The sequence below is a fragment of the Pseudomonas sp. NPDC089530 genome, assembly GCF_050280705.1.
Lineage (GTDB): Bacteria > Pseudomonadota > Gammaproteobacteria > Pseudomonadales > Pseudomonadaceae > Aquipseudomonas.
The window spans coordinates 148802-159635 of record NZ_JBNNVU010000005.1; the positions used below are offsets into that span (position 1 = coordinate 148802).

12 protein-coding genes are annotated in these 10834 nt (G+C 63.5%); 6 read left to right on the forward strand and 6 right to left on the reverse strand.

From position 1 onward, the window contains the following. Positions 1 to 92 precede the first annotated feature (92 nt). Entirely contained in the window at positions 93 to 3149 is a 3057-nt protein-coding gene (gene ydiJ, locus ACQKQA_RS03660; RefSeq protein ID WP_427553640.1) for a D-2-hydroxyglutarate dehydrogenase YdiJ, read from the reverse strand. Positions 3150 to 3309: 160 nt separating this feature from the next. On the opposite strand from ydiJ, the gene ACQKQA_RS03665 reads away from it, so the two are divergent. Next, positions 3310 to 4212: a LysR substrate-binding domain-containing protein gene (locus ACQKQA_RS03665; protein WP_427553642.1), complete on the forward strand. Its 903-nt coding sequence runs from the start codon at positions 3310 to 3312 to the stop codon at positions 4210 to 4212. Positions 4213 to 4218: 6 nt separating this feature from the next. On the opposite strand, the gene ACQKQA_RS03670 is transcribed toward ACQKQA_RS03665, so the two are convergent. Together ACQKQA_RS03670 and ACQKQA_RS03675 are read right to left on the reverse strand one after the other, a co-directional pair. Next, the gene (locus tag ACQKQA_RS03670; RefSeq protein WP_427553644.1) at positions 4219 to 4989 is read right to left on the reverse strand and encodes a phytanoyl-CoA dioxygenase family protein; all 771 of its coding nucleotides are present in this window, start codon (positions 4987 to 4989) and stop codon (positions 4219 to 4221) included. 5 nt (positions 4990 to 4994) lie between these two features. Continuing rightward, positions 4995 to 5225 (reverse strand): hypothetical protein, encoded by a 231-nt coding sequence (locus ACQKQA_RS03675; protein WP_427553646.1) that lies wholly within the window; start codon positions 5223 to 5225, stop codon positions 4995 to 4997. A 243-nt stretch (positions 5226 to 5468) separates the two neighbouring features. Between ACQKQA_RS03675 and ACQKQA_RS03680 the strand changes: the two genes are divergently transcribed. From ACQKQA_RS03680 to ACQKQA_RS03700, 5 genes are all read left to right on the forward strand, one after another. Next, positions 5469 to 6860, forward strand: a complete 1392-nt coding sequence (locus tag ACQKQA_RS03680; protein WP_427553648.1) for an S-type pyocin domain-containing protein — start codon at positions 5469 to 5471, stop codon at positions 6858 to 6860. 13 nt (positions 6861 to 6873) lie between these two features. Then, the gene (locus tag ACQKQA_RS03685) at positions 6874 to 7335 is read left to right on the forward strand and encodes a DUF6392 family protein (protein WP_427553650.1); all 462 of its coding nucleotides are present in this window, start codon (positions 6874 to 6876) and stop codon (positions 7333 to 7335) included. A gap of 29 nt (positions 7336 to 7364) precedes the next feature. After that, positions 7365 to 7826: a DUF6392 family protein gene (locus ACQKQA_RS03690; protein ID WP_427553652.1), complete on the forward strand. Its 462-nt coding sequence runs from the start codon at positions 7365 to 7367 to the stop codon at positions 7824 to 7826. Positions 7827 to 7844: 18 nt separating this feature from the next. Next, positions 7845 to 8048, forward strand: a complete 204-nt coding sequence (locus ACQKQA_RS03695) for a hypothetical protein (RefSeq protein ID WP_427553654.1) — start codon at positions 7845 to 7847, stop codon at positions 8046 to 8048. Positions 8049 to 8110: 62 nt separating this feature from the next. Continuing rightward, positions 8111 to 8485, forward strand: coding sequence for a c-type cytochrome (locus ACQKQA_RS03700; RefSeq protein WP_427553655.1), 375 nt, complete (start codon positions 8111 to 8113; stop codon positions 8483 to 8485). Between the two features lie 26 nt (positions 8486 to 8511). Here ACQKQA_RS03700 and ACQKQA_RS03705 read toward each other — a convergent pair whose 3' ends face one another. The 3 genes from ACQKQA_RS03705 to ACQKQA_RS03715 all read right to left on the reverse strand — a co-directional run. Beyond that, positions 8512 to 8952, reverse strand: coding sequence for a CBS domain-containing protein (locus tag ACQKQA_RS03705; RefSeq protein WP_427553657.1), 441 nt, complete (start codon positions 8950 to 8952; stop codon positions 8512 to 8514). Positions 8953 to 9045: 93 nt separating this feature from the next. Next, positions 9046 to 9423, reverse strand: coding sequence for a nitrite reductase small subunit NirD (nirD, locus tag ACQKQA_RS03710; RefSeq protein WP_427553659.1), 378 nt, complete (start codon positions 9421 to 9423; stop codon positions 9046 to 9048). After that, a partial coding sequence (locus ACQKQA_RS03715) for a (2Fe-2S)-binding protein (RefSeq protein ID WP_427553661.1) occupies positions 9423 to 10834 on the reverse strand: 1412 nt, incomplete at its 5' end. The genes ACQKQA_RS03715 and nirD, both read right to left, overlap by 1 nt.

Sequence of the window (10834 nt, forward strand, 5' to 3'; positions counted from 1 at the left end):
GGATTGCGGTGCTTGTGTAGCCGCTGTCGAGCGACAGCGAGGCTGCGCCCGAGTGCGTAGCGCTCGCAAACCCTGCACCGCCGTGGATCCGGTCAGGCCCCGAGCGGATGTTTACGCAGTTGCTCCAGCAACGCCTGGAGTGGATGCTGCAACCCCTGCCCCTCCTGGCGCTTGACCTGGCTGCGGCAGGAATAGCCGTCGGCCAGCAGGCGCCCACCCTGCCCGTGGCGTGCCACCAGCGGCTGCCAGGACTGCTGATAGATGACCTGGGAAGTGGCCAGGTTGCGCGCCTCATGGCCGTAGGTACCGGACATGCCGCAGCAGCCGCTGGGCAGTACCTGCAACTTCAGCCCCAGGCGCGCGAACACCTGTTGCCACAGGCCGACGGCGCCCGGTTCGTTGGTTTTCTCCGTGCAGTGCGGCAGGAACTGATACAGCTGCGCCTCGGTCGCCGGCGTCGACGTGGCCGGCGCTTCAGGCAGCACCCGGGCCAGCCACTCCTGAGGCAGCAAGACCTCGGGAGCCTGCCCAGCGCCCAGGGTCTTGCGGTATTCCTGGCGGTAGACCAGGGTCATCGCCGGGTCGAGGCCCACCAGCGGCACGCCGCTGGCCTGCAGTTTCAACAGCGACTGGGCGTTGTAGCGCGCGGCCCGGGCGAAGGCGCCAAGGAAACCCTGGACCTGCAAAGGCTTGCCATTGGGCGCGAACGGCGCCAGGTAGATCTGGAAGCCCAGGCGCTCGATCAGCTCCAGCCATTCGGCCGCCAGCGGCGTCTCGAAGAACCGGGTAAAGGCATCCTGCACCAGCACCACACTGCGCCGGCGCTGCTCGTCGGTCAGCGCCGCCAGCTGCGCGGCATTGGCCATGCGCACATTGCGCCGGCGGCACACCGCCTGGAAATCCAGGGTGCTGAGCAACGGGCTGTCGACCATCCCCGCCAGGCGTTCGAGGGCGCGATTCACCGGCGCCGCGCTGATCAGCCCGTTGTACAACCGTGGCAGCCGCGCCAGGTAGGGAATGCTGAATTCCAGCGAGCCGATCAGATAATCCTTCAGCGGCCGCAGGTAACGACCGTGGTACAGCTCGAGGAAACGCGAGCGGAATTCCGGCACGTTGACCTTGACCGGGCATTGCCCCGCGCAGGACTTGCAGGCCAGGCAGCCGGTCATGGCGTCGTACACCTCATGGGAGAAGTCCTCGCGCCCGCGCAGCCGGGCCAGGCTGTTGTAGACCCGCTGGGCCAGGTTGGACAGCCGCGCGCCACCGCCATTGAGCACATCCACCCCCTGCTCGCCCTGCAGGCGCAGCCACTCGCGGATCAGCGAGGCGCGGCCCTTGGGCGAATGGATGCGGTTGCGGGTGGCCTTCCACGACGGGCACATGGCGTCGTCCGGGTCGAAGTTGTAGCAGGCGCCGTTGCCGTTGCAATGCAGGGCGCTGTCATAGCTCTGCCAGACGCGCTCGTCGATGGTGCGGTCGAGTTCGCCGCGCAGCACCACTTCGTCGACCCGGGTCAGGCGTGCTTCCGGCACCGAGGCCGGGGTGGCGATCTTGCCGGGGTTGAGCTGGTTGAACGGGTCGAACGCCGCCTTCAGGGCTTGCAATGCCGGGTACAGCTCGCCGAAATAGTCCGGCACGTACTGCGAGCGCAGGCCCTTGCCGTGCTCGCCCCAGAGCAGACCGCCGTGCTTGTGGGTCAGCGCCGCGACCGCATCGGAAATCGGCTGGATCAGCGCCGCCTGCTTGGGGTCCTTCATGTCGAGGATCGGCCGCACATGCAGCACCCCGGCGTCGACGTGGCCGAACATGCCGTACTGCAGGCCGTAGCTGTCGAGCAGCGCACGGAACTCAAGGATGTAGTCCGCCAGGTTCTCCGGCGGCACCGCGGTGTCTTCGACGAAAGGCTGCGGCCGCGCCTCGCCCTGGACATTACCCAGCAGGCCGACCGCACGCTTGCGCATGGCGTACACCTGGTTCACCGCCTGGGCACCGACGGCCAGGGTGTGGCCCAGGCGCACCACCGAGCTGTCCTGCTGCAGGTGGCGGACAAAGGCGTCGACCCGCTGCTCCAGCTCGCCCTGGTCGTCGCCGCTGAACTCGATCAGGTTGATGCCCAGGGTCGGGGTCTCGGCCTGCTCCGGGAAATACTGCGCCACGCCGTGCCAGACGATGTCCTGCATCGCCAGCATCAGCACCTTGGAATCCACCGTCTCGATCGACAGCGGTTTGAGTTCCATCAAGGCCTTGGCATCGCGCAGCGCATCCATGAAGCCGGCGTAACGCACGTTGACCAGGATCGAGTGCTTGGGAATCGGCAATACATTCAGCCGCGCCTCGACGATAAAGCCCAGGGAGCCCTCGGAGCCGCACAGCACGCTGTTGAGGTTGAAGCGCTCCGGGCTTTCGCGCAGGTGCGCCAGGTCGTAGCCGGTCAGGCAGCGGTTGAGCTTGGGAAAGATCGCCTCGATCAGTTCGGCCTGGCTGTCGGCGATACCCTGGGCGCAGCGGTAGACCTCACCGATGCGGTCGTCGCGGGCGGTTTCTGTCTGCAACTGCTGATCGTCGATCGCTGTGGTGTCCAGGCGGCTGCCATCCAGCAGCACCGTGCTCAGCTCCAGCACGTGATCGCGGGTCTTGCCGTAGGTGCAGCTGCCCTGGCCGCTGGCGTCGGTGTTGATCATGCCGCCGACGGTGGCGCGGTTGGAGGTGGACAGCTCCGGGGCGAAGAACAGGCCGTGGGGCTTGAGGGCGGCGTTCAGCTGGTCCTTGACCACCCCGCTCTGCACCCGCACCCAGCGTTCCTCGACATTGATCTCGAAGATGCGGTTCATGTGCCGGGACAGGTCGACCACTATGCCGTCGGTCAGCGACTGGCCGTTGGTGCCGGTGCCGCCGCCGCGGGGCGTGAGCACCACCTTGCGGTGTTCCGGGCGCGCCGCCAACCGGGCCAGCAACTCGACGTCCACGGCATCCTTGGGAAACACCGCCGCTTGCGGCAACCGCTGGTAGATCGAGTTGTCGGTGGCCAGCACCGTGCGCAGGCCCAGGTCGCGGGCGATCTCGCCGCGGAAGCCGCCAGCGGCCAGGGCGTCGAGAAAACCTTGGTAATGGGCCAGCAGGTCGCGTTCGGGGGCAAGCAGAGCAATCATCGAAAAGACTTCCAGACAGAGAAAAGGCCCAGCGGTGCATGCAAAACACGTATGCTTGCACGCAGCCCGAGGGCCGCAGAATAGGCAATAAGGCGTATTTTCCGCTGCCTGCGCCTTGGGGACAAATGTATTTCCTGCGGCATTTGCATGAGTTTCATGAATGAACCCAAGACGCCTCACCCCGTCGATGTCGGTGCTGGTGGCCTTCGAGGCCGCTGCACGGCATGGCAGCTTCACCAAGGCCGCCGAGGAACTGGCCCTGACCCAGAGCGCCGTCAGCCGCCAGGTCCAGGCCCTGGAGTCGCTGCTGGAAGTGCCGCTGTTCAGCCGCGACGGCCGGCATATCCAGCTGACCGCCGCCGGCGCCCTGTACCACCACGAGCTGGCGGCGGCCCTGGCGCGGATCCGCAACGCCACCTTGCAGACCATCGCCCACAAGGCCGGCGGCGGCCCGCTGCACCTGGCGGTGTTGCCCACCTTCGGCTCGAAATGGCTGCTGCCGCGCATGCATGACTTTTATGCCAACCACCCAGGCACCCTGGTGCATATCCACTCGCGCATCGTCAGCACCGACCTGTCGAAAGACACCGGCGACATGCACGCCATCATCTGCGCCGGCACCGGCCACTGGCCCGGCTACGAGGCCCATCGACTGCTGTCGGAAAAACTCACGGTGGTGGCCAGCCCCAGGGCCCTGCCCGGGTATGCCTCGATGTCCACCGGCGAAGTGGCGCAACAGCTGCTGTTGCATGTGGTGTCGCGCCCCGACGCCTGGCCCGAATGGTTCGAGCAGAACGGCCTGCAGCAGCGGGCGATGCGCATGGGGCCGGGGTTCGAGCTGACCGCGCACCTGATCCAGGCGGTGGTCGCCGGTATCGGCATCGGCCTGGTGCCGCGGATCCTGGTGCAGGACGAGATCCAGAGCGGCGAGCTGGTGGCGCTGTTCGAGCCGGTGGACAGCGGGCGCAGCTACTACCTGGCCTACCCGACCCGCTACCAGCACCTGCCCTCGCTGCAGGCGTTCAGCCAGTGGCTGCTGTCGATCCCCTTTCCCGACAGCTGACCTCATTCAGTCGTATTCGGCCTCTTCATGCTCGCCCAGCAGGCGCCGCTGGCGTGGCGAGGCCTGCGCCAGCACCTCGGGGTTGAAGCGCCAGTCCAGGTACGGCGAGAACTTCTGCGCCACCATGCGCCGGCCATAGTGCACTTGCAGCAGGTAGCGGATGCGCTCCTCGCTGCAGTTCTCGCTGCCCGCATGCCACAGCTCGCTGCGAAACATCAGGGCATCGCCGGCCTGGCACAACACCGCCTGGGGCAGTCGGCCATGCCAGTGTTCCTCGCCGGCCCGGGGCGCCCGCCCGGCGCGATGACTGCCCGGCACCACCCGGGTCGGGCACAGGTCCTGGTCGATATCGTCCAGGTACAGGTGGCAGGTGCAGATCTGCATCGGCAGCTCGAACGCCGGGTCGGCCAGCAGGCGTCGGGGCAACGCCATGACCAGGTAATCCAGGTGCAGCCCCAGCCCCTGGAACCCCGGATGACAACGCCAGGCGGTCTGGCCGATGACATGGCAATCGTCGCCCAGGGCCGCCTCGGCCAGCTCGATGACCCCGGGCGGGTCGAGAAAAGGCAACCACAGCGGGTCGCGGTTGAACACGCATTTGTAGTGATCGAGCAGACCGCTGTAGTCCCAATGCCGGGTTTCCAGGCCATCGATGGCGTGCCGTAACAGACGGATCTGCGCCGCGTCCAGCACCCCCGGCAGCAGCACGAAGCCCTCCGTATGCAGGGTTTGCAGGCGCTCGGCGGTCAGGGCCGGCGGGGTCGACACGGCGGGCATGGCGGCTAGTCGATGGGGCCGATATTGATCAGCCGGTCGCTGCCCAGCCCCGGCACCCTAGCCAGCACTGCCACGGGCGTGGCGGGGGAAAACTCGATGACGTAGCCCATGCCACTGCCATCTTCCTCGATGGTCACGACCCAACGCGCCACCTCGTCGGGGTTCAGGCTCAGCGCCCGCGCCATCCGGCGCTGGCGGCGTTCCTCGAGCGTTTCGTCCAGGGAGTCGTCGTTCATCTGCCTCAACCTCCGGCGTATCACCACCCAACCGGGCCGGATGCGGCCCTTACAACAGCTGTGAAAATGATTGTCGGCAAAAGTTGAACGCCCTGCGCCGCGCCATGACGAACGGCAGCGGATAACGATTTTTATCAGCGCTCCACAAACGAATTTTCTTTCGAGGGTTTCAGAAAGGGCCTAAAGCGCCACAGCGGGCTGGCCCCCTAGCATCGGTGGCCGATCCCGACGCCGAGGCCGCCCATGCGTTTACTGAAGAAATCCGATCGCGATGCCTGGCAGGCGCAGGACCCGTATAGCGCGCAAACCCGGGTGCGCCAGGCACTGCAAGGCCAACGGTCGAGCCTGGCCGGACTGGATGAGCTGTTGCGCGAGCACCACGGCATCCACAGCGACCGGGACATCCTGGCCGCCGTGAAAAACGGCGACTGGGTGCTGGTCACGGACAGCTCCAGCCCGACCGCCACGGGCAGCCTGGCCTGCCCTATTCCCGAGCCGGAGCCGGTTTACCTTCAGCCAGACCCGTGGCCCGAGCCCAAACCCCGCACCGAGCGCATCTTCGCCAAGTCCGTCGACACCGCCCCTTGGGGTACCACCCAGGCCGGTAGCGCCAGCGAGCCAGCGGCCAACTTCGGCAAGACCATGGTCCTGGCGTCCTCCGCCACCGAAGCCGGACTGGGCAGGATCGCCGGGGACCTGATCCTCAGGCGTTTCGCCTGGTCGCTGGAGATGGCCGGGACGGCGCTCAAGACCGCCGGCGGCCCCATAGGCCAGGTGCTGATCCTGGCCATGACCCCGACCCTGCTCGGCGACGACACCTTCTACAGCGAAGAACAACTGCGCGAGCTGCGCGCCGCCAGCACCCGGGTGCGCTTCCAGTTCCGCCGTGACCACCAGGGCGCGCTGCAGGTCTACGGCATCCATACCAGTGCCCAGTCGGGGCAGGACTCGGTGCCGGTAATCGAGGCCCGCTGGAACGCAGCCAAAAACGCCATGCAGGCCCACCTCGGCACGCTCACCATCACCTGGACGCCCAATAACGGCCCGGTGGTGACCGCCCCCACGCCCTACCCGGGCGTGACCGACGAACTGGCCAGGATCATGGTCCACCCCATCGAAGAAGGCGGCGACAGCCAGCTCCAGGGCGCGCCCATCGACGAGCTCAAGGTCGAAGACTGCATCATCACCTTCCCGGCGGACAGCGGCATCAGGTCGTTGTACCTGGTCTTCGCCAAGCCCATGGTCAACCCACTGGAGGTCGGACCGGCGAATGATCTTTCCAGCAGGAGCGCGAGGGATGGGTTGGATATTGATCATATACCGTCGCAGAAGGCGTTGGAGGCGTTTTTGCTGGCAAACGATCCACGTATAAAAGATAAAAAACTCCAAGACTATTTGCGCAAAGCCCCCAGCATCGCGATCCCGCGCAAGATTCATCAAAAATACAGTGCGACGTATGGCGGAAGAAATACCAAACTTCAACAAGCTGAAGACGCTGCCGACCTGCGCACAGCCGTAGACCGTAATCTAGACGCCATCAAGCCCTTCTTATTGGAAGAAGGCTTCGCTGAAGATCAGATCGAAAAAGCACGAAGCGATCTGCATAACCTCCATCAGGAACAAGGCTGGTATTGATATGAACGCGGCAATGATTGATGACCTGGTTAAGAGCCTTGGACGCACCTATCCCGAGATGATTGCCTCTGGAATGTATCTTCCAGGTGAGGCTCCCAAGGGAATCTTTGAAGACAGCGATACCGTGGCAATGTCCCCTTGGCCCGGAGTCGAATTAGGTTTTTGGGCCAGCAGTCAACGCTTTGAGATTCTTTTTGTCAGCTTGTTGAAGAGTTTTCAGGAAGAGTCAATTTACAAGGGAAGTCTTCCCTACCAACTTAAAAGCCGAATGAATCAGGAGTGGATACGCTCCCGATATGGAGAACCATTGGAATCAAGAGCACCTTTCAAAATGCCCATACGCGGTATGACCGGAGGTTGGGATATTTATCGTTTTCCGGGCATCCCAAAAGGTACCCAGACAGTATTTAAATACAACTCCGCCATGGAGGTTGAAGAGGTAGTGTTCGAGCTGAATGAGAGATCACACACTTAATTTGTAGAGGGGCCTAGGTGAACGCCGTAATGATCGATGAGTTGGTTAAAAAAATCGGGAGCACTTATCCCGAACTGATTGCCTCAAGAATGTCTCTCCCAGGCGGGCCACCAGAAGGCATATTTGAAGACAGCGATACCACGGCAATGTCACCAGAGGCAGGTATCGAACTTGAATTTTGGGCCGGTACCCAGCGCTTTGAAGCCTTATATGTTTTCTTGCTGAAGCGCTTTTCAGAACAATCGACCTATAAGGGAAAACTGCCCTATCACCTCGAAATCAAGATGAACCAGAAATGGGTCAGGTCCCATCACGGCGAACCTCTGGAATCAGGAGCCCCTTATAGAATTCCGGTGCTAGGCATGACTGGCGGCTGGGATGCCTATCGCTTCGCGGGTTTCCCCAAACATATCCATGTGCGGTTCCAATACAACGTCGACATGGAAGTGGAAGGAATCGTCTTCCGGCTGAACGAAAAGTCACATGCTTAGTTCGGCAGGGGGGGCATCGTGAGCATCGAAATGAACGCGGTGATGATCGATGACTTGGTTCAATACCTCGGCCGTACCTACCCCGAAATGATTTCCTCCGGGATGCAGATTCCCGGTGGACCACCTAAAGGCATCTTCGACAGTGCGTTTGTTCCAACGCTTTGCAGGCCAGCGCGAATCGCGTACAACGCAGCCGCTATCGCTGGCTCTTTGACAGCTTGAGTAGCACCTCCGGGGGTTGCCTCGATTCGGATCCGTTTTATAGAACAAGGCCCCATGAAAAAGTGAAACTGTTACTCATCACTTCGCTAGGAATCCTGTCGCTAGTTCACGCATCGATATCCTTCGCGGATAACAACGGGAAAAATCTCTATTCACAGAGATGCGCCATATGCCACGGACCCGATCTCAAGGGAACAGGGCCATTGGCCAATAGCAGCAACCCGCCTACCCCCGACCTTACGACCTCCGCTTTCAAAAAACGGCTGGATGATTATCCGGGCGTTATCGTCTCGTCGATCATACTTCGCCCTAATGGAGACTTGATTCCAAGAACCTTGCGAGAGAACGGCGTAAAGCTAGCGCCGCACGCTTGGACAGTTCAGGATCTGCGCGATTTGAATCAATACATGAGCGGTGTGATTGCAAAAAGTCGATGACTTTCAGGCGGGAGGTCGGACCCACCTCAATCCCCCCGAATATACCCCTCCAACTGCCGAATCAGATCCGCCTGTTCGACAATCGCTTCCTTCACCAGATCGCCAATCGACAGCAGGCCAATCAGTTGCTCGCCGTCGAGCACCGGCAGGTGCCGCAGGTGGCTGTCGGTCATCACGGCCATGCAGCGTTCGATGCTGTGCTGGCTGTCGGCGGTGATCACTGGGGCGCTCATGATGGCGCGGACCGGGGTGCCCACCGATGAGCGGCCTTGCAGCACCACCTTGCGCGCGTAGTCGCGTTCGCTGATGACGCCGACCACTTGCCCGCCTTCCATCACCGGCAGCGCGCCGACGTTTTTCTGCGCCATCATTTGCAGCGCTTCGAGCACCATCTGGTCCGGGCCGATGCTGTGCACCTGGCGGTGTTCCACGGCCTTCAATTTCAGCAACTGAGCGGCGGTCTTCATGGGCGTCTCCGATTCCTTGGGTCGAGCAACAGGGTTCCGGCTCCGCGCCACGAGGCGCGGCGGCCGGTAGTGATCAAGGATGAACAAGGCGGCCTACTGCACGCCGATCTCCACCACATCGCCGCGCAGCCGCGCCGGCCAGGTGCGCAGGCGCTGCTCCGGGTATTCCAGGCAGCTGCCGTCGGCCAGGCGGAAGTGCTGCTTGTACAAGGGCGATGCGATCACCAGGTCGTCCTTGATGCAGCCCACCAGGCCGCGGCCGATCACGTTGGCGCCGGATTGCGGGTCGTGGTTGTCGATGGCGTAGAGGGTTTGCTGCGGGGCATCGGGCAGGTAGATCAGCGCCACCTGGGCGCCTTCGTGCCACACCACCACGCCGCTGTGGCTCACCAGGTCCTGGCGGTTGCACACGGCCTGCCACTGGACCTCCAGTTGTTCGTCGATACGTTGCGGGTTCTGGGACAGGTTCATCAGACCACCTCCTGGGTGACGGGAATCAGGTTGAGTTCGGCGGCCATGATCGGCCGGCGCTGGCCACGCTCCTGGACAAAATGGATGTCCGGGTCCGGGCGCTGGTCGTTGACGAAGGTGCGGAAGCGCTTGAGCTTTTCCGGGTCCTTCAGGGCGTTGGCCCATTCGCATTCGTAGCGGTCCACCACCAGTTGCATCTGTGCTTCCAATTCGGCGCCCAGCCCCAGGCTGTCGTCGACGATCACCGCCTTGAGGTAGTCCAGGCCGCCCTCCAGGCTTTCGCGCCACACCGAGGTGCGTTGCAGGCGGTCGGCGGTGCGGATGTAGAACATCAGGAAGCGGTCGATGTAGCGAATCAGCGTCTGGTCGTCGAGGTCGGTGGCGAACAGTTCGGCGTGGCGCGGGCGCATGCCGCCATTGCCGGCCACATACAGGTTCCAGCCCTTCTCGGTGGCGATCACACCGACGTCCTTGCTCTGCGCCTCGGCGCATTCGCGGGTGCAGCCGGACACCGCGAACTTGAGCTTGTGCGGCGAGCGCAGGCCCTTGTAGCGGTCCTCGATCCGCAGGGCCATGGCCACGCTGTCCTGCACCCCGTAGCGGCACCAGGTGCTGCCCACGCAGGACTTCACGGTGCGGGTCGATTTGCCGTAGGCGTGCCCGGTCTCGAAACCGGCGGCGATCAGTTCGGCCCAGATATCCGGCAACTGGTGCAGCTGGGCGCCGAACAGGTCGATGCGCTGGCCGCCGGTGATCTTGGTGTAGAGGTCGTATTTCTTCGCCACCTGGCCGATCACGATCAGCTTGTCGGCGGTGATTTCGCCACCGGCGATGCGTGGCACCACCGAGTAGGTGCCGTTCTTCTGCATGTTGGCCATGAAGGTGTCGTTGGTGTCCTGCAGCGGCACCAGGGAGCGGTCCATGATCGGCTGGTTCCAGCACGAAGCGAGGATCGAGCCCACCGCCGGCTTGCAGATGTCGCAGCCGACATGGCCGCGGCCGTGCTTGGCCAGCATCTCGTCGAAGCTGAGGATGCCCTCGACCCGCACCAGGGCGTACAGCTCCTGGCGGGTGTAGGCGAAGTGTTCGCACAGGCTCTTGTCGACGCTGACACCACGGGCCACCAGCTCGTGCTCGAAGACCTGCTTGAGCAGGCCGGCGCAGCCGCCGCAGCCGGTGCAGGCCTTGGTCGTCGACTTGAGCTGGCCAAGGTCGCTGCAGCCGCCGTCGATGGCCGCGCAGATCGCACCCTTGGTCACGTTGTAGCAGGAGCAGACCGTGGCCGACTCGGGCAAGGCGCCCGGGCCCAGGGTCGGCGCACCGGCGCTGGACGGCAGGATCAGACCGGCCGGTTCGGCGGGCAAGGCGATGCCGTTCTGCAGGTATTGCAGCAGGGTGTCGTAGTAGCTGT

What these genes read in the sequence shown, in the direction of transcription:
- ACQKQA_RS03685 (WP_427553650.1), top strand. Translation starts at nt 6,874, where the DNA reads ATGATTGATGACCTGGTTAAGAGCCTTGGACGCACCTATCCCGAGATG.
- ydiJ (WP_427553640.1), bottom strand. Translation starts at nt 3,149, where the DNA reads ATGATTGCTCTGCTTGCCCCCGAACGCGACCTGCTGGCCCATTACCAA.
- nirD (WP_427553659.1), bottom strand. Translation starts at nt 9,423, where the DNA reads ATGAACCTGTCCCAGAACCCGCAACGTATCGACGAACAACTGGAGGTC.
- ACQKQA_RS03690 (WP_427553652.1), top strand. Translation starts at nt 7,365, where the DNA reads ATGATCGATGAGTTGGTTAAAAAAATCGGGAGCACTTATCCCGAACTG.
- ACQKQA_RS03675 (WP_427553646.1), bottom strand. Translation starts at nt 5,225, where the DNA reads ATGAACGACGACTCCCTGGACGAAACGCTCGAGGAACGCCGCCAGCGC.
- ACQKQA_RS03705 (WP_427553657.1), bottom strand. Translation starts at nt 8,952, where the DNA reads ATGAAGACCGCCGCTCAGTTGCTGAAATTGAAGGCCGTGGAACACCGC.
- ACQKQA_RS03665 (WP_427553642.1), top strand. Translation starts at nt 3,310, where the DNA reads ATGAACCCAAGACGCCTCACCCCGTCGATGTCGGTGCTGGTGGCCTTC.
- ACQKQA_RS03670 (WP_427553644.1), bottom strand. Translation starts at nt 4,989, where the DNA reads ATGCCCGCCGTGTCGACCCCGCCGGCCCTGACCGCCGAGCGCCTGCAA.
- ACQKQA_RS03680 (WP_427553648.1), top strand. Translation starts at nt 5,469, where the DNA reads ATGCGTTTACTGAAGAAATCCGATCGCGATGCCTGGCAGGCGCAGGAC.